This window comes from Jezberella montanilacus (assembly GCF_003003055.1).
GTDB lineage: Bacteria > Pseudomonadota > Gammaproteobacteria > Burkholderiales > Burkholderiaceae_B > Zwartia > Zwartia montanilacus.
On the sequence record NZ_PVTV01000005.1, the window covers coordinates 1 to 22521 of the forward strand.

The following is a 22521-nucleotide window of genomic DNA, read 5'->3' on the forward strand; positions in this document are numbered from 1 at the left end:
TCGACTTGGGACATCGGTATGACCTCTATTAAAAATGTTTCTTCGCAAAAACAAGTTTAATAAATACCGTTGTCCCCCGTTAATGATGTAGAGCCGTCATTTCGAGATAAGACCCACAGATCAATGCGGTCATATTTCTAGTCGCTTATTCCGGACGTTGGTCCGATCTCGTGTGGTCCACCATACAAAGAAGGCCAAACTGTTATAAGTTTGGCCTTCTCCCTCCAAAATCGCCTGTAGCTGCAGGACTTAGGTTTTACTCTTATCCTTTTAGTTTTTGCATGTCGAGAAATACCTGAGTGGGAAGCTCGTGGCCCTCTATAGATACTCGAATTTCCGCCAGCGCAGCGCCAATTTCACCTATTTCTCTATTCATGGAGAACATCGCAAGCGGGGTTCGAATAATGCTGCGCGCAACACCCCAGTAGGAAAAGCCCTGATCAAACCAAGCTACTAGCTCGCAACCATCCTTGAAGCGAACGGTTAGTCGTCTTCCATGAATCAGGTTGCGTTTGTCGATAGAAAGCACCTTGGCTGACATCCCGCTGTAATCAAACGCAGCTGACATTGCTTCATCGCGAATTTTTGACGACTCCCAGTCTGAGTTCCAGTTGTTTCTATACCGAAATTGTTTTGTCTCGTCGACGGGAGCTGTAGTTATCTTGATGTCAACTGCACCCCATCCGTCTTCCTGCTCATAGTGGGCCTTTATTGCAGAAATGACATCGATGAGTAAAGCGCTTGCCAAAGGAGTAGCAATGTATCGATCTTCGTAATAGATCGATTGAACGGCCTTGCCGGTGGGCAGTGTGCTCGACAGAGCATCGTTACTGAGCAATCTCCAAAGTCGCACGCCAAATCCGCTGCCATTGCCGTCGACCTCACTAAGAATCGGGAAAACTTTAACCAGTGCGTTTGAGGACGTACCAAAGGCGGGTAGCTCCACTCTTTCACTCAAAATGTTAGGTCTTGAAGTGGGTGCCACAACCAGCATTGCGCTACCTTGATCTCCCCAATATTGCGTTGGTAAGGAGCAAAGTTGATCTTTCGTAGCCCAAGAGACATACGTGCCATCTGTTCGCTCCAAGGTGGCAAGACAGATTCCTGCATGTAAAGCTTTTGGACTATTGCCCTGGTGGAGACTGATGTCCCCAAGACTTTGCAAACCTTCTAATATTGACGCATTGGGCTGTGACAATTGATCGAGACTTTTAGAGTCCGACACTAGGGTGAGGCTTACTGCATCAATTGCTGAGAGCCTATGCAAGAGTCTTCGGAGTGAAGAGCCCGGTAAGTCCCACTCTTGCAAGTCACCTTGAAGGTAGACATAGAGCCTGCGTGCATTTCCACGATTAAGTTCTCTCGTTATAGCCTCGTTTAGCGGCTGGTATTCTGCTTGTGTTGCAATTCCGAACAGTTGTTCGTCGGGTGCTAGTGACAACGAATCGATCCATTCCTGCGTCATGAAATTGAGCGCCGCATTTCGATCTAGCTCGTCGGAGTGGTATCTCGTATCGAAATTCAGCAAACAGGACTGGCATGCGCCTTCACAGTTTGAAGCACATTCGAGATTTGATCTCGCTGCTCTTAGCAAATGCGGCAAGTCTGGGGCAACAAGACTGGAATACCCAGCCGATCGAATATCAAATATCTGAATGGTTCTTGTCTTTCGACCAAAATCATCTCGGATCATCTTGCTTTCGCAGCCCAGTTCGGTTTCTTCGATGCCCAGACTTTCAGCGATGGCTCGTCGCAAAGCCACAGCAAGGGTGTATGCGGCTGTGCCATCTGTCAAAGGTGTTCCGTCAAGACTGCAAAGGCTCAGTTCAAGAACATCTGTCGTGTACTCTCGGCCGAAACTGATACCTTTCTTGATCTTGAATTCACTTTCGCTTCCGCCACAGACCCAATCATTGCCACCTTGACGGCCACGTAATCGTTTGTGTGGGTGTTGAAATACTCGTGGTAACCCATGGTTCGGATCACCTGGGTTGCCCATCGGAGCAGAACGTCCACATTCGAGACACAGTGCATATCCCGAACGGTTGGTTCCAGATGAATGGTTAAATACGGACCCTGACGGTGTCGATCGGAAACGTCCCAGATTTGGATTGACTAAGGGCATCCAGGCCCCATGCGCAGTGATCCACGGATCTTCGACCGGTACGTATTCTTGTAGCGTAATGTCGTTGTGAGTCTGTGCAAAAAGATCAACGCTAAACCCAGCAGGTTCGAGATATTCCAGTGGCTGGATCGCATTCAGAGTGAGTGAATAGCCACAGTCGGGGCAGGAGTCCAATTTTCTAATGAACGTTCCACTTGATCCGCAATGACCACACCGCCATGCACGCCTAATGTTCTGAATTTCATTGACAGCGTCTAATGATGCCGGTGCATGCCAATTCAATGTAATTCCAGCTGACTCGTATACCAGTCCATCAATCACAACGCTGGCACCGGGAGCGTATTCGCGCAATGCGGTGACTGTATCCCGACTTGGTAGTTCACGTCGTTGAAACCTATTGTCTTCTCGCCCTTGAAGCAACTTGTCTTTGCTCTGCTGGATTTCCCTTGAGTCCTTATTCAAGGTTTCAAATGTTGTGATGTCTGTGGGGAAGCCGTAACCAGGCAATACGCCACTCGTGGCCATCTCTCGAAGCAGGTATTCGCCCTTTACGCGTGACATCTGAATCTCAAGTGCTTTCATTGGAACTTTGTCTTCTTCGCTTCGCTTGATCAGGCTTTCAATCTGCGTCTTGATCGCTTCGTATTCGCTCATCCAATCGCGCGCGTGATCTTTGAAAGTCGTTCCGGTATTTGCTACTAGCGTAGGAATACTTCGTCCCTCAAACACAGTTCTGCGCGTCATGTCAGTGATCCCCATTTGCACATCACCGTGCTTTAAGGGGTCGTAACATTCACACCATGCTGTAAAACGTTCCTGCCTGCTTTCTCCCCTTGGAAACATCCACCAGTCAAGGGTTAGTTGCATCAATTTGCCATCTTTGGTTTGCGTGCGGAGGAATGTGGCAAGCAACATTGAGTTGATGTGCCGTTGAACCAAAAGTGGGCTGTCTAGTGAGATACCAGGAGTTTTTAGACGCGTTGTAAACGGCCAGGTGGTATTGCGAAATACGTTTTGGTCGTGAGGATTATTCTTACAAACTGTCAGAGCGACAGATCGGGTTTCCCCCCTTCGCCCAGCGCGACCAGCCCGTTGTAGATAGTTTGCTGGATGCGGAGGAACATTGTTCATGGCTACAGTGTTTATGCCGCCTATGTCCACACCCATTTCCATGGTCGTTGAGCAACTCATCAAATTGATAAGTCCTTGTTTGAACTGAGATTCATACAGTTCAAGCCTGCTGCCAGTTTGTTGGGCTGAATGTTCTACCGATCTGAAGTAACCCGCCCCCTCAATGACGCGCTCATTGAGATTGGACCAAACTCCTTCGATGCGCGCATCGCTAAGGGAAGGGTGAGCATCGACCCATTGCCGAGCGGCTTCAATTCGGTCATCCTCTGTTGCAAAGTCCTGTGCAATTACATCGCATACGGGGATCTCAAGCGGTTTGCACTTTGCGACACCTTCATGAAGCTGTTTTGCAGGGAGATAAGGCGTAATTCCTCGAAGCGTTACGTCTAACACTCGTCGTGTAACCGGACAAATCCACCCTTTAGTGATAGTTTGGAACGAAATGTCTGTGAGATCCAGGAATCGCCCTTGATCGCTAACCTGAAGCAGGTTGCTTGCCATAGCAAGGTCATCCCACGCAGCCAGAAGTAGACTATCAATTCGATCACGTCCATGTTCAGTGAGTGGATCAACGTTTAGCACGTAGGCCAAGAGTCGCACCGCCATGTTTTGGTTGTTATGGGGTTGCACTTTGGGCCATTTGAGCAATCGCTTCGAGGATTCGAGTGACTTCGGAGGGAGAATTTTCTTCGCCGGTCCTTTGACTCCCCCCCAGCGTTCCCATCCTTGTGGGAGATTGATTGCAAATCGACTCCGAACATAAAAGTCGAGCAGGATCTTGAGAAAATCACGCCACTCGGGCAAACTGAAGCCTGCAGATTGCACGGAGGGACGAAGTAAGACGACTTGAGCTAGCTTGGGATATTGAACAGAGACTAATCCCATCGTTTCCAAGCTGTTCTGGCGCTTTGGACGACGACCGAATTCACGGCATACCAATATCTTGACCAGGTCTTCTTTGCCTTTTCCGGTGCCAAAGTTGGCATCAGACTCAAGGTAAGAGTTGTAAATCCACCGGCCAATATCCGTTGACTGCCTTGCAAGCCAGTCCACCATGTCGTTGTACGGCACAGGCGTGCCCTGACTTGCACTGGCCAATTTCAGCTTCAATTCGCCAATTTGAGTGGACAAGTAATCTCGAATTGGACCTTCTGCAGCTAGTTCTAGTTTCGATAACTTTTCAATTTCCTTGGCTAACTTATCGCGTCCGTCGACAGCTCCTGCAGTCTGCGAAACTAATTTTTTATAGACCGATGCTCGCAGAGCATTCCGTTCAGCGTCCTGCTGGAGCTTTGCCGCTATGCGTGCTGTACCTTGGCGACTGTCGGTGAAGGTAATCATTCGCCGTCCCCGCCGAGGCATGTCCAAAGGAACTTCACCGTCGGGGCAAAATTCCAGAAGCGTTGGAATGATGTTGCCAAGCTGGAATGGTGCGCCTAGCAACGCCTTTCTAAATTGTGTTTGGTAGCTTGAAAATCCATTGCATCCAGGACACTTCAGTACGGGAATGCCATCTTCTATGATCGAATCTTGTACTCTAAGCTCTAGGAGAGATTCAGCGACCTGAGTCTGAAACTCATTGTTGTGTGCATTCAGAAATATCGCAGCACCCCGATCACTGCCATTGACTAGGAGAACGGAAGTCCGTAATTGTTGGAGTGGTTTTTTTTCGGATGAATCGCCTTCTGTTCCTTCCTCTGAACCTTCTTCTTGGTCCCTATCGAGGATGAACTCATCTAAGTCTTCAGTGATGGGTGAAACTAGCTTTGGAACATTGCCCGCACTAACGATTTCTGCGCTTAGAAAAGTTTCATTGCAGTCGTTGCAAGACACTAGTGGGAAGACCGGCGCGCCACAAGGACACTTGCGAACATCGTCCATGTAGACGATGCCGAACTTCCATTCCGAATCCTCAAGTTCAGTCGCGTTCTTTTCTGTGCAAGCTGGATTGACACAAGCCCAAAGACCGTTCATCGTATTGTGAAAGGCATGCAAACGAAGAGGAAGGAAGGGCAAAGCAAATCGTCCGGTTCCTTTCAATGCCGCTGTTAGGAGGTCAAGCCACTGCAAAGCCTGCACATCCGTGCCATCAATACTTCGACGAATCGCACTTAGAGGTTGAAAGTTGCTTCCACTTTCTGAGGGAAGAAACAGTGACCTTATTTTCCGGGCGATCGGATCAGCACTCAGACGTTGGTATGTGCCTTCGGGATCGCTACCAAGTGAAAGTAGTTCAGTAAAAGGCTTTGCTGAAGCGTGATCAATCTTCGTGGAAATTTCTGGATATTGGCGCTCGCCTTGGATAACGGTCACCCGATCAGGGCTGACTCCTGCAAGACGCGCCAGAAACTGTTGTAGCTGATTGCGGGATGTTTCGTCGTTTGATCCGATCGTCGCAGAAGTAGCTACGAAATGGACCTTTTCAGCACTGGTACCGAACGCATGTAAAACACGACGCAAAAGCAATGCAAGCTCAGCCGCTTGAGAGCCAATGTAATTGTGTGCCTCATCCAACACGATCCATTCGAGTTGGCCTTTGGATTTGTCTAGTATTGGGGCATCCTGGGCTCGGACCAACATGTACTCAAGCATGGTTGGATTGGTCACTAAGATCGATGGAGGATCGTCCCTTAGCGTTGTACGGTCATGTACCTCATGCGGTGCTTCGCGATATTTTTCACCTTTCGCTTCTTCCGGCGTCATTCCGTTGTAAAGACAAAAGCGAATGTCACCATTCATTGGCCCCATCCATGCGCGTAGACGTTCGCGCTGGCTTTGAATTAGGGCATTGAGAGGGTAGAGAAAGATCGCTTTGATACCTGATTGATTCGGTTTGGATTCCTTCGCCTCTGCAATGCTACTTAGAACCGGCACCATAAAGCATTCGGTTTTTCCAGAACCAGTGCCGCTCGTGATGACCACAGACTGGTATCCGGGGCTAAGAAGTGCTTTCCAGGAAGCAATCTGGTGCTTGTAGGGTTTTGACGATTTCAGGAACTCATAGTCTTTTGACGATGCTCCCCATGGCTTGTCCATAGAGCGAACGACTTCGGGATGGAGAAGTTTTCCCGATAGCTCACCCATTGTTTCATCGGCTAGTTTCCAACCGAACGTGGCTTCAAAAACCGGATCTCCAAGAAAACACCCGGGTTGACCATAACCACGAGAGAAGACATCTAATAGGTGCTTTCTCAAGGGCGCATTGGAAAACCCAAGAACACCAATTGTGGAACGTGCTGCACGCGTGCTGAGTTCAGGAAGCAGAGCAGAAAAATAAGTTGTCTTCATAGGTGGGTATCAGGTTATCCGCGGGCTTGGTGCGCGTTGAAATTTTGGTTTTTGTACAACTTGCGCACTCTGAAGGGCTGCCAGTAGTCCACCAGCTTGAATTGCAATTTCAAACCAATCGGGATCGAAGGCACGAATTTGTCGCAGTTGTGCCATCCGTCCCGTTTTATAGAGCCATTCGCTGGAGCCAGTTATTTGCACCAATAGCGCTGCCAGGAACGGGGCGTTAGCCACGTCTTCTTTTTCATTCTTGCGAAGTGGTCCACTAGGCGCAGTAGCCGGAAGCCAAATGAGATCTCGATCGAATCCCAACAAATATTGTTGAGCGTGCTGGTCGCACTTTTCCATCAGCACTTCGACTAACGCTTTGACTAATCCAAACTGAGGCCAGTCCCGATCTTCAGAGTGTGCCCGCAGCAATATTCTCTGGAGCATTGAGTCAGCACCCATCCATTGGCTTTTCAAGACTGCCGATGGTGGCTTTTTGGAGGCTTCAGCGAGGTTTTTGAAGTGATTGCCCATTCCAAATCCACCTTGGAACAGTGCTAAATCAATTTGTGTGGCCATCGAATTGGATCCAAGTCCCAGCTTCCTAAACAGGTCGGAAACGATGGATTTATGTATATCTGAATCTAGTTCTAGATCAAGCTGCTTTGATAGCGAATCCGACAAAATCTTAAGTGCGTCAGACAACACCTTATTTGGCGTCAGCTCCCAAATAACTCCCAACTCGTGGCGCATGCGTTGCATTAGCGCCGGAATGTTGCTGACGAGTTTCAGGATTACTGCAATGCTTGCTTCGTGGCTTGCCCCAAAGGCACGCCAATAATCCAACGTCGCTAGTGGGAGATGACTAAGAATCCTGTGTTGATGCAATACAAGTTTCCAAGATTCGTGATCTAAATTCTTAGACATATCCGCAACGACACTTCGAATCATTCGATCTCTATCGTTTTGCGTTGTTGCGCTCATTGCGATTGAAAGGGGACATGCGTTCCCGGTTAAAACCGACAACCCATCGAAAGCGGTCGTTGCAAAGACTGTGGGACGGATTTGCAAGCTTGAATCTTCTGCGGGATAGAGCAACCAAGGTGCATGCTGGTGAGGTAGCTGTCCGGCATTCCAACGACCTGTGGGAGCTCCTTCCGAGAGAATCTGATCTAACTCACGGTCTTCTCCTTGTGCATCCAAAAGGGGCACGGCACGCAATTTCATGCCGAGTCTTGTGTCCAGTGATGCTGACTCAAGGGATTCCGAAGACAAGCTAAAGGAATCAGATTCCCGTTCGAGGGGTACGTCGTAGCGCGTGAGGTTCAACTTTCTGATGGGAGTGTGTCCCACACACAAATTCAACGTTAGTTTGGCATCCAAACTGTCACTTTGGCACAAGAGGTCGTAAAGATTCGATTCGATTTCAAAGAGTCGAATTTCACCAAAACCCTCACTGTTCAGCGGCACTGAAACACTGATGCGGTGTTGAGTTTGAGTTTGAGATTGTGATTGTGATTGTGATTGTGATTGGGTGCTCCCTTGGAGCTCAATTGACAGGGCATATCGCTTCGGAGTGTCCGGGTTGCGGTCATAAACCTGAAGCCGAATGTCTTCCAATCTTCTCAAAGGAAGCGTAGTTTGATTGGCCAGAATCTCGCCACTGAGAGTTGAGAATCGTCCTCCTGTGGAGGGGAACGGCAGTTCAACGCGAAGCAGTTGGTCTGTATTGGGCCATGTCATTGCCGCAAGAAATGTTGCTGGCGGGTTGAGCGTAGATTCGACAGTGAGTTTCGCGGAACTTACACTTATTTCCGCGCTAACCTGCAGGTCTTGAGATGTGTGTATCTCATTGAGTCCCCAACCCTGAAATTCAATTTCACCTCTGCTTTCAGTTGACCCTGACGTAAAACGTACCTTTGCACCAATCGGAATCAGTGCCATTCGGAAACGTCGCTGGCGGATCCCATTACTCTTTACCCAAGCATCAATTAGGCCCTGGTGCAGGCGGTGGGCGGCTACTATGTCACCGCCCCGCGTCGGCGCGACCCAATCGATATCGCGAGGGAGCACCGGATGCAGCAGTCCTGCGGAATCGAGCCGATAAAGGCTTGGCACACCTTGATAAATTGGATATGGAGTCGTTCGATAGGCTAGTCTGGATCCTTTCCATACGAGCTGAGCGGATTCATCTTGCGATTGCGATGTCCTGATTTCATAGCTCTCAAAGTAGTCTGAAACGATCACAGTTCCCTCAACTTCGAACACCTTTCTACGTTGGCTCAGTCCTGAAATGGAGCCAACAAGGTTTGCATGACTATCCTCGCAAGGTTCAACCGAATAAGCTTCTGGAACTGCCACAAAGCAGACGTCATCAGGGAGATTACAAGATCCAACAGCCAAGAGGGCTAATTCGGCATCTCTGTTGCCAAAGATCCATGGCTGACTGTCTTCTAGACCATCCCCCCCTGGAATTGCAGCGGGTACATGAAGATCTGATCCCAGACCGCGCAACACCATTAAGACTTCGCTTTGGGCATCGTCATTGGTTAGGCGGCGCGGTTTTCCGCTCAACATTACTGTGGACTCTTCGCCTCCCAGCAATTGGCGCCCCGTTCCGAGTGTCGTGCGATTCCTACCTTCAAGTTCTAAGGTGAATGACTGAGGAAGTGATTTGGAAGAAACGCCCAGGGCTGCTGACAGCGCCTCTAACGTAATGTTGGAGGCGAGCTGAATGCTCATCACCAGGTCAAATTCTTGGCTATCAAGGCATCGAACCAAAGTACGGCTGATTAAAGCAGGATACGAGTTCACCGCCTTGATGACACGGGCAGCCTCTTTCACTAAACCTGTGAGTAAGGGTTCGGCTGAGCGGTCATCTGCGGCGATTGGGAATCGGTCGCGCCAGTTGGGCTGAACTTTGTCAAGAATTTCAAGCGGATTGTTTGCACCTGCAAGGTGACACTCATTGCGCAATTCCAAGACGGTCCAAACAACGGATGCCAGGAGTCTAAATATTTCAGCCGCACGCAGATGTTGGACTAGGTCAAGCTCATGCGCCGCGAAATATTGTTCAAGGCGATCCTCGTCCCATCCGAGAAGTTGCGCTTGGCGCATGCCTCGAACGAGCAGTTTCGTTACTGCGCCGTCACCCTGCGCAATCATTTGGAGTGGCAGACCACCTTGCGCCACGATTGCGCCAAGGTACTTCTTTCCATCCAGACTCGGTCGATGTCCCCAAACTCTCAAGCCACGTTCTACAGCGTCTGTGCGCTCATAAACATGGATGGTGAAGGGGCCCTTTGTTAGAGATTCAAGAATTTGGGTCCAGCGCCATGCTCCCCCTGCGTACTCGCGGCGCCACCACTCTGCGGCATAGAGCACAAACAGTGCGCACTCAGCGAACGACGTGAGCTTCCAGGGATGGCCGCCCAGCGCTGTGAGTCTCTGAGACAACAGATCGCGCAACGATAGGTACTCGACGGCTGTAGTGCGGTACCTGAAAAGCATTTGTGCGTTTGAACGCTCAAGTCCCCGCTTAGCTAAAAAGCCACGGTACCAGTCAACATATTCTTGCAAGATCTCGCTCCCTTTTTTATCTCAGTTTAGCGGACCGAAGCCAGCTAACCACCTGTTGCAAGGATTCAATTCACTACGTCGGCATTGATGTTCGCGCCGGTTGAATACTGACCACCGGGGGTGCGGCGGAAAAGTTGGACTGGTTTATGCCGTAAGTCCGAGACTTTGTCGGTATTCTAAAGGACTACATGATCCAAGGGATATCTTGATACGCTTTTCGTTGTACCAATGAATATACGAATCAACGATCTGAATAAATTGCTCAATGGTTGTTGCCTGCCAGCTACGAGAGTAAAACAGCTCGTTTTTCAAACGCCCAAAGAAGCCTTCACAAGCAGAGTTATCCGGTGAGCACCCTTTGCGCGACATCGATCGAGTTAGTTTGGCATCGCCCATCCGCGTTAACCAGCCTGGCCATCGATAGTGAGCCCCGCGATCCGAATGGACAACCGGATGATCACCACACGTAGCTACTGTTTCGATGGCCGCATCCAGCATCGTGTTCACGAGGTTAGCGTCTGGCCGTGTGCCAATGGACCAACTGATCACCATGCCGTCAAAGCAGTCGATCATGGGCGACAGGTAAACCTTACCTGCAGGGATATGGAACTCTGTAATGTCGGTAAGCCACTTTTCATTAGGGGTTGCAGCTTTGAAGTCGCGGTTGATGAGGTTCTCTGGCGCTGGGCCAATTTCCCCGCCGTACGAGTGGTAGCGACGACGCCTCAGCGTGGCGATGCTCAGTCCTGCCTGCCTCATTAAACGTCGAACAACTCCTTCTGAGATGTGTAAATGTCGCTTGCTCAGCGAAGCTTTTATACGTCGATATCCATAGCACCGGTGATTAAGCTCGAAGACATCAGTGATGGCGAGACGGACGTCTACATACTTGTCAGGGCCAAGCAGACGGGCTCGGTGATAAAAGTAAGATCTGCGAGCAAGGCCGAGTTCGACAAGGAGTTCTGGCACCAGCATACGTTTGTCGCAGGGCATCAATCATCAGTGTCTTCTCCCGATTGCTTAGAAGAACGAGGTTGATGCCCTGGCCTTTTTTTAACAGTTCAGCCGCCATCTTTAGAAGGTCGTGCTCAAGCCGTAACTTATGAATATCGCGCTTAAGTGACTCGACAGTTTTTTCTAACTCCGCTCGATCAGGCAACGGTTGTAGATCATCTTGGTGTTTCATGGATGCAGGTGCCTCTGGACCGAGTAGCTTATTCTTCCAGTTATACAGCGTTGTCCTGTCAACGCCTAACTGATTAGCGGACGCTTGAGCACTTACCGGGCGCATGCACAGATCAATGACGGCAGCATTTTTGAAGGCGTCGGAATGCACAGCCCTGATACCCTTGCTGACCAAGCGTTTTCTAGTCTCGGGGGCTAACTCACCGATCCAACTGGTAAGCGTACCTCTGCACGGATATCCTAAAGCTTTGACGGTGCCAGCAATGCAGCGGTCATGGTTTAAGTAATGATCAACTGCTAACTGCTTTTGTTCCTCTGAATACTTTAGTCTAGATCGCGCATAACCCATCGAGACATCTTGTCGCTGCTCATACTCTCGGTACCAAGTCTTGAGTGCGTTCTTTGTGGGGTAGCACAACTGTTTAAGGGTCGCTGCAATGCGCTTATCTAGCTTGATATAAAGCTCAACTGCTCGACTTCGGTCTTCGTATGAGTACATGAACTACCTCCAAGTAGTCCAACTTTTCCGCCGCACCCCCACCTGATCAATTTTCATCCGGCGTCAACACTGCTGGGGCATCAAAAGGGCGAATACCAATACCTGCACCCTAACGAGCATGTGAACATCAGTCAAAGTACCAACGATGTCTATCCAAGTGCGTTGAAAATTGCGGGTCACGCGGGCGTGATGCAACTCGCGGCTGCCATGGAGGTTCTACGTCAGGCCTTTGCAGAAAAAGCAATCGAGTTCAGTGACGTTCTGAAAATGGGTCGTACGCAATTGCAAGACGCCGTGCCCATGACCTTAGGGCAAGAATTTTCGACCTACGCAGTGATGCTAGAAGAGGATATTGAACGTCTGAACGAAGCCGTACAACTGATTCATGAAATCAATTTGGGCGCGACCGCCATTGGCACGGGCATCAACGCCCACCCAGATTACGCCCGCTTGGTTTGCCAACAGCTCGTGGCCATCACCGGCATCCCGCTGAAAACCGCGCCCAACTTAATCGAAGCCACGCAAGATTGCGGCAGCTTTGTGCAGTTGTCTGGTGTACTCAAACGGATCGCTGTCAAGCTTTCAAAGATTTGCAATGACTTGCGCCTATTGTCCTCAGGCCCTCGGGCCGGCTTCGCAGAAATCAACCTACCCCCGATGCAAGCAGGGTCATCGATCATGCCTGGCAAAGTCAATCCGGTGATCCCGGAAGTGGTCAATCAAATCGCCTTCGAAGTGATCGGCAACGACATGACCATTAGTTTTGCCGCAGAGGCAGGACAATTGCAACTGAACGCCTTCGAACCCATCATTGCTCACAGCATTTTTAAAAGCGTGACGCACCTGCGTGCAGGTTGTTTGACGCTCGCAGAAAAATGTATCAAAGGCATCACGGCCAATCGCGAAAGCCTCCGTCGCAACGTGGAAAACTCGATTGGGTTGGTCACGGCGTTGAATCCCTACATCGGCTACGCCAACGCCACTGCAATCGCACAAGAAGCCTTGTTATCGGGCGGTAGCGTCTACGAGTTAGTGTTGAGCAAAGGTCTACTGACTAAAACACAACTCGATGAAATCTTGAAACCAGAAGTGCTGACGCAACCACGCACAATGGTTCAACTATAAAGTGCCTTTAAAGGGCCGTGTGTTGATTGGTGGCTAGTGGATAGACGCATACATGATTTTTTCTTGCGTCGCCTCAAGCCCATTGAACTCTTCAACAATGCGCCCTTGACGTGACACGAGGATACGGTCGGATAACAGCATAATCTCGGGCAGGTAAGACGAGATCACCACCACGGCGAGCCCTTCGTCAGCGAGACGACGAATGATATCGTGGATCTCAGCCACCGCGCCCACGTCTACCCCGCGTGTTGGTTCATCGAAAATCACGAGCTTGGGATTTTGAATCAGCGATTTAGCAATGACCACCTTTTGCTGATTGCCGCCCGACAGCTCGATGACGTTTGCTTGCGCAGTGACTGAACGAATGTTGAGCTTCTCACGCCAAGTTTTGCCCACGCTTTTTTCTTCTTTACTCGACGTAAGCACCCGTTCGAGCCGTTCTTTGGCGAGCACGCCTGCATAGATATTGCGAGAGATAGACATCGTTTCAAAGAAACCGTCAACCTTACGATCTTCGGTGATGTACGCAATGCCTTGAGCGACCGCGCTCGCGGGCACGCGATAGCGCACGGGGCGGTCGTTGAAAATGATTTTCCCGCCGTGCGTGTAATCGCGTTTGTTCACGCCTGCCACGACTTTAAAGGTTTCGGTGCGCCCTGAACCAATCAGACCGAAGACCCCTGTGATTTGCCCGGCGAAGATTGAAAACGAGGTGTTTCTCACCATCGTGCCCATTCGCAGGTTTTGCACACTCAACACTCGTTTACCCGCGGGTCGTGCAGTCTCTTTTTTACCGTATAAGGTATTGGACAGATCACGACCCACCATCGCGCGGATGATTCGTTCGCGATCAAAATTGACCGTGTCGTCCGAGACGATTAACTTGCTGTCACGCATGATCGTGATGCGATCGGATATCTCCAGCGCTTCCTCAAGTGCATGCGAGATAAAGATAATAGAAACACCATCGCCTTTTAACTTTCGGATCAAATCGAAAAAGTAGCGCTTTTCTTCAGGTGTCAATGTCGCAGTTGGTTCATCAAAAATGATGACCCGCGCCTTGTGCAGGACGGCACGGGCGATTTCAACCATCTGCTTTTGCGCGGCGCCCAGCTCACTAACGGTTTTGGTCGGATCGACCTTGAAGTTGAGCGATTGCAGCAATTGTTGAGAGGCAATGTAGAGCGCCCGCAGTCGATTAAAAGCCTTCTCATTACCTAAGTAGAGGTTTTGCCCCACCGTCATGGTTGGCACTAGACTGGTTTCTTGAAAAACCATCGCAATCCCTTCGCGCTGTGCCTCTACGGGATTACGAAACTGCACCCGCCTGCCTTCGAGCAACATCTCTCCCGCACTGGGTTCGACGACCCCCGCCATGATTTTCGTGAGCGTTGATTTGCCAGCCCCGTTTTCGCCGCACAGGGCGTGCACTTCACCTTTGTGCAAAGTGAAGTCAACACCATCGACAGCAGGCACGCCGCCGTAGGCTTTTGTGACACCCTTGAGTTCCAGAATTGGAGCCATCATCCTTACCTCTTATTTGATGTCAGACAGTGAGAGCCGCAGCACTTTATTCGCCCCTTTGGATAGCACCAACAACGCCCCATCGAACTCGGCCACCGCCGTCACCCCGTGATGACGTCCACCTACGCGGCTATGCAGCGAGTACAGGGGTTGAAAGTCAGCGCCCAGGCGTACGACTAAACCATACGAACGCGCGGGCGCCCATGGCTTGAGCACCCCCATCTGCCGGACGCCGCCTTGTTGCAGAGGTTCGATGAAGTCCTGTCCCGAACAGAGCGCAGGGGCTATCCAATATTTGGGATCAACAGTCGCCATCATTTCACGCTTGAAGCCCGTTTCGCGCAACACAAATTCGACCAGCTGATTGCGTGGTGCAAATACCGTCAACCAATAGCCCCCATCGCCCGCCTGAATGAGTCGGGACGGGTATCCCGGCAAGTCCTGGCACATGCTGCTCGACACCCCATTTGCTACACGAACAATACGATGCCCCCAAGATTCAGCGGTATAGATGTGACCTTGCTCATCGACCACGGCGCCGAATGCATATTTCAACCCATGGGCAAGCACGCTTAACTGGTCGTTGTCGGGCCAGTACTGCAACACTCGCCCAGTCGCGCCAGTACTGAGCAAATCCCGCGTCCATTCAGTCTGTGGATAATGCTCAGAACCCTCGCTGATAATGACAGCCCCCTCTGGATGCTCGCAGACTGCATTGATGCATCCGCCAGACGCCGACGTTGTCACTTGGTATTGCTTGCCGTCGAGTTGCCCACCGATGAAGTACAAACACCCACGGGTCGCAGCGATAAGGCCATCACGGTAAGCAGTCAGCGCCTGAACAGGTTCAGCCAAAGTAGCTATCGTTTGTTGACAGCCGGTTGGATCGACACACAGCACCGTCATTCCACTGGCAACCACCAACCGCCCATCAGCCATCACGCAAAGATCTTCGAGATCGGGGGCTTGAAAAAAAACCTCGGCATTTTCAAGCAGATGATTGGGCTTGAGCGGCCCATCTAGCACCGGCACCGAGGTATCTGCCTCACCAGTGCCAAAGAACCGATCCCGCGCCCGTTTGAGTTGTTTGAGCATGATTTACCTCGGGCTAAGCGGATGTTGGACGAAATGGGGATCTGCGCCCTCAAGACGTAAACGGCCAATACGATTGTTGGATATGCCACCCAGATAGAGATAGCCTTTATGCTCTCTCATCGAGGTAATCATCGGATGATTTTCGCCGCCTTTGTCCCAATAAGATTCCAGCACCACGCCGCTCAAGTCGCACTTGATGACACACCCGACGTTGATGTTGGGCGACATCCATTCGTCTTGCCCCAGCCGCTTAACCATACGGCCTCGAAAACCAGGCCACCGCATCGCCAGGTCAAAAGACGGGCTACGCATACCCATCAACGCAATCCAGAAATTGCCGTCTGAGGCGCGATTGATATTATCAGGATAGCCAGGCAAATCCGGTATCACGACAGTCACTTGCCCTTTTTTCGGCCCATCAAACCAGTAACGGCTGATACGACAAGCCCAACTTTCGGCAAACAGCAGTGACTCACCGTCGCCCACCATGCAAACGCCATTGGGGAACACCAAGTTCTTCAACACGGTCTGCGTTTTGTCTGTTTTGGGGTCGTAACAGATGATTCGCCCGTTGCCGCGCGCTTCCAAACTGTCGATGGGCCACTCACTCATTTCATAGCGAATTGTCGCTTCAGAGAAATAAATTCGGCCGTCAGGGGCGATATCCAGGTCATCTGCTAGTCTTAGACGACTATCGTCATTGACCGTGTTCCAAGAGCGGTTAGTGGTGTCGGTTATTTTCTCGACCACGCGATCAACGTGCCTGACTTTGTACAACCCCATGCCGCCGACACATACGCACAAGTCGCCCGCCGCATCAAACGCCATGCCCAGCGGTTGACCACCGATATGGGCATAGACTTCCATCTGTTGATAATCAGGCGCATAAAACTTCACGATGTCTCCGTGACGAGTGCCGCAATACAAATGGTCGTCGGCGTCAAGAATGACATCTTCCGGCGACTCAACTCGCGCGAGCCCAATCAGTTCAGTTGAACCAAGCTTGTTATTGACAGCAAATGGCGTACCTTCTGCGATCGACGCGGCGGTGGGCATTGGCAAATACCCGGGGCTGACATACATCTCTCTGATGGCTTTGCCTCGATTCTTGAACCACCGGATATCCAAGGTCACAGCAAGAATCATGATGGCACCCAACAGGATGCGGATAAAACCCGCTTGCACAGCGAGACCTCGCAAGCTGTTCGTGACGATCAAGATAATTAAGGTGCCCAGCACCACCTTCATGGCCGAACCCTTGCCCCCGCCCAGGCGTATGCCACCGAGCAAAGCTGCTGCAAGGACAACGATTTCCAAGCCTAGACCGGTATCGGCGCTACTGCTATCGACTCGAGCCGCAAACAGGACAGCAGCCACGCCAGCCAGCATCCCTGAGGCGACATAGGCAAGCGCAGCGATGCGATTAACAGGTAGCCCCGAGTTATAGGCAGAGCGTCGCGAGCCCCCCACCGCTAGCAAACGCCACCCGCCGCGCATCCGTGTCAAAAACATGTGGAAACCAATCGCAACGAGGGCAAAAATCCAGGTAGAAATGGGAAGACTGATGAGCTTGCCACTGCCCAAAAAATCCCAAATGTCGGACTCGGGAATTGTCGACGCGATGCCGACGGCCCACTTGAATTGAATCAAATTATAAATGGCACGCAGCACGATCAGTGTCACCATCGTGGTGAGAAAGGCACGAAGTTTCAGGTAACCAATGAGCACGCCATTGATGCCACCCAGTGCCGCCCCAACCAGAAGCGTCGCCAGAATCGCTGACGGGGCCGACCATGCTTGAACGTGGATGAGATAAAGCACCAACACATTACAGATCGCATAGATAGAGCCCACACTGAGATCAATGCCGCCGACAATCAAAACGACCGCCTCGCCGAGCACGATAAACCCGATCTCACCCCCCTCTCGAAGAAAACCAGAAATCGTGGTGAAGGACAGAAAGTTATCAACCAACGAAGCAAACACACTGACGACCAACACCAGCACTAGCAAAGGGACAGCCGTTTCCATCCAGTTTTTGGAGAGCAACTCGCCAACCGCACGACCGGGCCAATACTTGTAGAAAAATCTGTTGAATGTGCCAGATGAGTCGGTTGACATAGATCGACGATTTACCGTTTTGATTGTAGATACATAAACCATCGCGCTTGATCATAAAAAGCGCGATCCCAACGAGACCTGAGTGTCAAACAAAGAGAGGGCTAAAGGCGCCGAACGATGGCGCCTTTAGCTGTTCATCACTTCAGTGAGTCAAGCGTCCAACACTGATGGGTCGCGAGATCGGCCTGAGTGAGGACTGCCAATGGGGTGTAATGCGCCACCTTGAGCTTGCCGGGTTGGTCTTTCGTTTGCAGGGCCATCTGGATCAGGTCATTAACATCACGGCTTTGACCTGGCACGTCATAACTGACGTAGTGATCAAAAGCCTTGGTCTGCAAACCTTTGCAGGCCACCTCACCACCCCCGCCACTGGTTGACACCAGCACTTTGCCGGATAACCCTGCATCCTTGACGGCAGCCCCAGTCGCTAAGTCAGGGATATCCCACACGCCCATCACCGCACACAGGTCAGGATGTTGCTTCAGTGTCACCTCGGTAATCGACTTCGCTTTGGACGAGTCGTAGTTGCCGATGGATTGCCGTGAAACCACTTTGATATCTGGATTTTTGTTCAACACGTTGTTGTAGCCTTCCTGCATGTAGACTGTCCAAGGTGCCGTCGTGGGGCCATTCAGAATCAACACCTTGCGTGAGGTGCCTGGTCCGCACTGTTTAACGACCCATTCAGCCTGAACTTCACCGATCACCGTCGCGTCAGCGCCGGCAAAGCCTGTCGTTGACTGCAGGCTCTTCATATTCATTTGAATCACGTAGATGCCTGCCTCTTCCATTTGCTTTTCAAGCTTGGCGTAAGAGGTCACGTCGGGGTTTTGAATCACGACGACATCTGGCTTTGGCTTTTCGCTCAGCAGCTGTGTCAGAATTTGCACGCCTGCTGAGGTGTCGAAGTTGGCGTTTCTCACTTCATAGTTGTAGCCTAACCGTTTGGCCTGAATGCCCATCATTTTGGACCATCCCTCAGTCAGATCCAAACCCATGAACACGGGCACAAACACGACTCGCTTGCCCTTAAAGCCTTCGTAATACTGAGCACGCGCTGGGTCTTTAATAGCACCGTCCTGAGCGTACGCCAGGCCTGCAAGCACGCTGGTAGAAGCGATGAAAATGGCCATCAGGGATTTCAATCCCCAACGAAAGGTTTTTGTATCAGCAATCATTGTTGTCTCCGACGTTTTTTTTAATTTGATGAATACTCATTTACTGCGACTAAAAAACTTTTCGAGGTATCCCCGACCAGACGTTCAAATATCGCCTTGTTGAGCGGTTTCTTCATTTCTTGGATTTAAGAAACTATCAACCATGATCGCGATCAAGAGGATGATACCTTTGAACAAATCCTGAATATCTAACGGGAAATTCATGATGGTCATGCCGTTGAACACGATGCCCACGAGCAAAGTGCCGACCAACACGCTCCAGACGCCACCACGCCCGCCAGACAGACCAATGCCCCCGAGCACGACCACCAAAATGATGTCGTAGATGAGAGAAAGGTTGTAGGTTCTGGTGTCCATCAAATTATTGGATGACGCCATGACAAACCCCGCCAAAACGGCAATTAAGGCCGCTAACACATATTGCAGCACCATGATGGGCCGCACCATCACGCCTGTTGTCCTCGCAGCAAGTGGGTTGTCACCAATCGAATAGATGAACCGCCCGACCTTGGTTTGCCGTAAAAACCAGTTAACGATCACGAACATCGCGGCTGCCACCAAGACACTGCTGGGGATACCGAAAACTGACGATCCACCAAGCCAACGGATCGGATCCATGCCATCGGACCAAGAAACGACGTCAGCCTTCAAAATGCCAATCTGACCCAAACCGGCGAGCGCCAAACCCATGGCCAACGTCACGAATAATGCGGGTATTTCTGCATAGGCAACGAGCATGCCATTAATAACGCCCACAGTCACTGCCAGTCCCACACCCACCAGCAGGGCTGGCGCCAACCCCATCCCGCGTTCAACCAAGGTCATGGTCAAGGCAGAGGGCACCGCCATCAACGCCACCATCGACAAATCAATCCCTCGACCGATCACCACGATGGCCATGCCAAGCCCCAGAATCGCGAGGACAGCAATTGATCGCATCATGGCCACTAGATTGCCGACGCTAGAAAAATCTGACAGAAATAGCGAGAAAACGAGGAAGATGGTCGCTGAAATCAAAAGCACAATCATTTGTTGATCGGTCTTGAAGGCAGACTTTTTATGGTTTGTTCGCATCGATGGGCAGTTATCAGGGGAAACACGTACTACGCTCGAATGTATCTGTCGGCCTTCTCAGCAACAATTGGCGTAATCCCTTAGACGCTTGGCCAAGCTCGTCATTGCCTCAGTACAAGATGATCGCGTCGGTGCTGGGTAGCGTTTATTCGCTGGGGTTTTTTCATTTGTGGCTTTGTAACTGGATATTTCTAAGTGATAAATAGTGCTTTTAATCGTACGATTGACTATACTGTTAGCCATACTGAACAGGAGCCCATCATGAGCACAATCTCAGCAAATGATCTCAAAACCAAAGGGGTCAAAGCAATTGAGGAAGCCCTCGCCACGCAACCAGAAGCGGCAGTTTCTGTTCGCGGGCAAATTAAATACATTGTGATGAGCGGAGAACAATATCAATATCTTCGTGAATGTGAGCTTGAAGCCGCACTGGCCGAATCCAAAGCCGATCTCGATGCTGGTCGCTATGTAAAAGAAACGGTTGCCCAGCATATTCGTCGTATCAATAAGCTGAACACAAAGTTGGCAGCATGACCTGGCAGTTAATCTTTACAGAGCAATACAACCGCAAAGCAGCAAAATTCATCAAGCAGCACCCTGAAGCTCTGGTTCAATACACGAAAACACTTGAGCTATTAACGGTAAACCCGCACCACGCTTCTTTGAGACTTCATGGTCTTAAGGGGAAACTTAACGGTTTGCACAGCGTCTCGATCAACCTGAAATACAGAATTACTCTTGAACTCATCATTACCGAGAATGAAATCGTTCCAATCAATGTAGGGGATCACGACGAGGTTTACTAACAGATGACGAGCAGGATATGACATCCTCAGGCCCAGGTCGATTCCGCACCGCGTCACCATCTGATTACTTAAAAACCCTAGCGTTCGCGCTGGGGGTTTTTCATGTGTGGGTTTGTAACTAGATGCTTCCATTGGTTTGACTCCGCCCTTATGTGTATCTACAATGTAGAAACATAAGGAGCAAACTATGCAAGCAACAATCAAAAAATGGGGCAACAGCCCTGCATTGCGAATATCGAGTTCAATCATGGAATTAGCTCAGCTAACAGTAAATCAGGCAGTCAATATAAATGTGCTTAAGGGGAAAATCATTATCGAACCTATTGCACCTAAACGAACTCGCCTTGACGATTTGTTAGCAGGCATTACTCCTGACAATATCCATGCGGAAGAAAGCTTCGGTCGCCCAACCGGCAAGGAGCTCCTTTAGTGCCTAAGTCTTATGTTCCCGAGGCGGGAGATATTGTTTGGCTTGAATTTGATCCTCAAGCCGGTCGAGAACACGCAGGGCATCGACCAGCCTTGGTACTAAGCCCAGCTATTTACAATGAAAAGGTGAGCCTGGCTGTTTGTTGCCCGCTTTCAACTAAAACAAAAGGTTACCCTTTCGAAGTTGAAGTGGAAATCGGCAAGACAACTAGCGTCGTTTTATCTGATCAGGTTAAGTCATTAGACTGGCGAGAACGCAACGCCAAATTCAAATCCAAAATCACTGCCGCTCAACTTAAACGAGTACGTGAAAATATCAAAGCTCTGCTATCTATCGATTAATTCGGCACAAGGATTGAAAATCCTTATGTAGGTAGTTCGATTCCGCCCTGGGTCACCATCTGATTTCCTAAAAACCCTAGCGTTCGCGCTGGTTTTTTTGGTTTTGTGGGCTCTGTTATTCACAACGAGAATACCGAGTCCATGGTTTACAGGTTGTAAACGTCCGTTTGAACGGACTAAACCTCGAGCGTCTAGCTGCAGAAGGGTTGACTCAAAAGGCAAGATGGTTACAAATTGAAACAGACAGTCGGCTAAAAATCATTCAGAATTGAAGGCCTGTTCAGGAGCCGACGCCATGTCATTACAACTGCATAAATCCCAAAATACCGTATCAGAGCCGAAGGCTTACAACCGTGAGGCTAACGATGATGATCACGACTCAAATAGCTTTCAAATTCAGCAAGACCGCGCATGGCTACGTGAGCAATTGCTTGCTGGTAAAAATTCGCCCCTGTGCGCGCCTCTCACCCCCGAATACTTCCAAAGATTGCGGGCCCTAGCAAGAGGTGAGCTTTAAAATGACTGTTAGGACAATCGCTCCACACCGCCACGCAATTGCGGATGTCGACGATATCATTTGTTACTACCGTGAGCAGGCCGGAACAACGGTCGCAGAAAATTTCGCTATTGAAATTGACGAGGCGTACGCTCGCTTAAAACAACACCCGAACATTGGTTCTCCGCGTCCAGCACTCGACTTAGACATCGAGGGCATCAAATCTTGGGCCTTGAAGCGTTTTCCACATCAGATCTTCTACGAGATCCAAAATGATCACGTAGAACTCTGGCGAATCCTACATCCAAGACGTGACATCACTCAGGTAACGCTGTCACGACAAAGGTTTCAATAAGGATTAATCATCCTCAAGCCCTGGTTGGTTCCGCCCGGGCAACCATCTGATTTCCTAAAAACCCTAGCGTTCGCGCTCACCCAGTGTTGACATCCTCCCCGGCCTAAAGGACGGGGACTCCTACGGCGCTACGCGATGATTTGCGAGTCGCTTCGGTGGGTTCCTGCTTCACAGAGCGGCC

The 22521-nt window shown here is 50.4% G+C and carries 14 protein-coding genes and 1 pseudogene; 6 read left to right on the forward strand and 9 right to left on the reverse strand.

The window, feature by feature from the left end; genetic code table 11:
* Positions 1-262: 262 nt before the first annotated feature.
* The 3 genes from BCM14_RS01450 to BCM14_RS01460 all read right to left on the reverse strand — a co-directional run bounded on the left by BCM14_RS01450 (position 263) and on the right by BCM14_RS01460 (position 11795).
* Positions 263-6544: a DEAD/DEAH box helicase gene (locus tag BCM14_RS01450; protein WP_106226233.1), complete on the reverse strand. Its 6282-nt coding sequence runs from the start codon at positions 6542-6544 to the stop codon at positions 263-265.
* A gap of 9 nt (positions 6545-6553) precedes the next feature.
* Positions 6554-10111 (reverse strand): STY4851/ECs_5259 family protein, encoded by a 3558-nt coding sequence (locus tag BCM14_RS01455; protein WP_146129711.1) that lies wholly within the window; start codon positions 10109-10111, stop codon positions 6554-6556.
* 144 nt (positions 10112-10255) lie between these two features.
* Positions 10256-11795, reverse strand: a protein-coding gene (locus tag BCM14_RS01460; protein WP_106226235.1) for an IS3 family transposase whose coding sequence is annotated in 2 segments (ribosomal slippage) — positions 10256-11080 and positions 11082-11795 — 1539 coding nt in all. Because the reading frame shifts where the segments join, the coding sequence is not laid out codon by codon here.
* A gap of 72 nt (positions 11796-11867) precedes the next feature.
* On the opposite strand from BCM14_RS01460, the pseudogene BCM14_RS01465 reads away from it, so the two are divergent.
* Positions 11868-12920: pseudogene (locus BCM14_RS01465) on the forward strand (aspartate ammonia-lyase); the annotation flags it as partial.
* A gap of 33 nt (positions 12921-12953) precedes the next feature.
* Here BCM14_RS01465 and BCM14_RS01470 read toward each other — a convergent pair.
* The 5 genes from BCM14_RS01470 to BCM14_RS01490 form a co-directional block, all read right to left on the reverse strand.
* Complete coding sequence (locus BCM14_RS01470; protein ID WP_106226236.1) at positions 12954-14447, reverse strand: sugar ABC transporter ATP-binding protein; 1494 nt, start codon at positions 14445-14447, stop codon at positions 12954-12956.
* A gap of 9 nt (positions 14448-14456) precedes the next feature.
* Positions 14457-15539 (reverse strand): NHL repeat-containing protein, encoded by a 1083-nt coding sequence (locus tag BCM14_RS01475; RefSeq protein ID WP_106226237.1) that lies wholly within the window; start codon positions 15537-15539, stop codon positions 14457-14459.
* Between the two features lie 3 nt (positions 15540-15542).
* Positions 15543-17660: an ABC transporter permease gene (locus tag BCM14_RS01480; protein WP_106226238.1), complete on the reverse strand. Its 2118-nt coding sequence runs from the start codon at positions 17658-17660 to the stop codon at positions 15543-15545.
* Between the two features lie 137 nt (positions 17661-17797).
* Positions 17798-18838 (reverse strand): sugar ABC transporter substrate-binding protein, encoded by a 1041-nt coding sequence (locus BCM14_RS01485; RefSeq protein WP_106226239.1) that lies wholly within the window; start codon positions 18836-18838, stop codon positions 17798-17800.
* Between the two features lie 84 nt (positions 18839-18922).
* Positions 18923-19867, reverse strand: a complete 945-nt coding sequence (locus BCM14_RS01490) for an ABC transporter permease (protein ID WP_259673358.1) — start codon at positions 19865-19867, stop codon at positions 18923-18925.
* A 306-nt stretch (positions 19868-20173) separates the two neighbouring features.
* On the opposite strand from BCM14_RS01490, the gene BCM14_RS01500 reads away from it, so the two are divergent.
* Positions 20174-20446: a prevent-host-death protein gene (locus BCM14_RS01500; RefSeq protein WP_106226242.1), complete on the forward strand. Its 273-nt coding sequence runs from the start codon at positions 20174-20176 to the stop codon at positions 20444-20446.
* Between the two features lie 101 nt (positions 20447-20547).
* On the opposite strand, the gene BCM14_RS15215 is transcribed toward BCM14_RS01500, so the two are convergent.
* Complete coding sequence (locus BCM14_RS15215) at positions 20548-20850, reverse strand: hypothetical protein (RefSeq protein WP_259673360.1); 303 nt, start codon at positions 20848-20850, stop codon at positions 20548-20550.
* 55 nt (positions 20851-20905) lie between these two features.
* On the opposite strand from BCM14_RS15215, the gene BCM14_RS01510 reads away from it, so the two are divergent.
* The 4 genes from BCM14_RS01510 (at position 20906) to BCM14_RS01525 (ending at position 22340) form a co-directional block, all read left to right on the forward strand.
* A complete protein-coding gene (locus BCM14_RS01510) occupies positions 20906-21148 on the forward strand; it encodes an AbrB/MazE/SpoVT family DNA-binding domain-containing protein (protein ID WP_106226244.1) in 243 nt (80 codons plus the stop codon).
* Positions 21148-21489, forward strand: coding sequence for an endoribonuclease MazF (gene mazF / locus BCM14_RS01515; protein ID WP_106226245.1), 342 nt, complete (start codon positions 21148-21150; stop codon positions 21487-21489). The genes BCM14_RS01510 and mazF overlap by 1 nt, the downstream gene beginning before the upstream one ends.
* 295 nt (positions 21490-21784) lie before the next feature.
* Positions 21785-22006: a hypothetical protein gene (locus BCM14_RS01520; RefSeq protein WP_106226246.1), complete on the forward strand. Its 222-nt coding sequence runs from the start codon at positions 21785-21787 to the stop codon at positions 22004-22006.
* 1 nt (position 22007) lies between these two features.
* Positions 22008-22340: a type II toxin-antitoxin system RelE/ParE family toxin gene (locus BCM14_RS01525; protein WP_106226247.1), complete on the forward strand. Its 333-nt coding sequence runs from the start codon at positions 22008-22010 to the stop codon at positions 22338-22340.
* Positions 22341-22521 lie beyond the last annotated feature (181 nt).

Coding starts and splice junctions, on each gene's coding strand:
- BCM14_RS01500 (WP_106226242.1), top strand. CDS start 20,174: ATGAGCACAATCTCAGCAAATGATCTCAAAACCAAAGGGGTCAAAGCA.
- BCM14_RS01450 (WP_106226233.1), bottom strand. CDS start 6,544: ATGAAGACAACTTATTTTTCTGCTCTGCTTCCTGAACTCAGCACGCGT.
- BCM14_RS01470 (WP_106226236.1), bottom strand. CDS start 14,447: ATGATGGCTCCAATTCTGGAACTCAAGGGTGTCACAAAAGCCTACGGC.
- BCM14_RS15215 (WP_259673360.1), bottom strand. CDS start 20,850: ATGGAAGCATCTAGTTACAAACCCACACATGAAAAACCCCCAGCGCGA.
- BCM14_RS01480 (WP_106226238.1), bottom strand. CDS start 17,660: ATGTCAACCGACTCATCTGGCACATTCAACAGATTTTTCTACAAGTAT.
- BCM14_RS01520 (WP_106226246.1), top strand. CDS start 21,785: ATGTCATTACAACTGCATAAATCCCAAAATACCGTATCAGAGCCGAAG.
- BCM14_RS01490 (WP_259673358.1), bottom strand. CDS start 19,867: ATGATTGTGCTTTTGATTTCAGCGACCATCTTCCTCGTTTTCTCGCTA.
- BCM14_RS01475 (WP_106226237.1), bottom strand. CDS start 15,539: ATGCTCAAACAACTCAAACGGGCGCGGGATCGGTTCTTTGGCACTGGT.
- BCM14_RS01485 (WP_106226239.1), bottom strand. CDS start 18,838: ATGATTGCTGATACAAAAACCTTTCGTTGGGGATTGAAATCCCTGATG.
- BCM14_RS01525 (WP_106226247.1), top strand. CDS start 22,008: ATGACTGTTAGGACAATCGCTCCACACCGCCACGCAATTGCGGATGTC.
- BCM14_RS01510 (WP_106226244.1), top strand. CDS start 20,906: ATGCAAGCAACAATCAAAAAATGGGGCAACAGCCCTGCATTGCGAATA.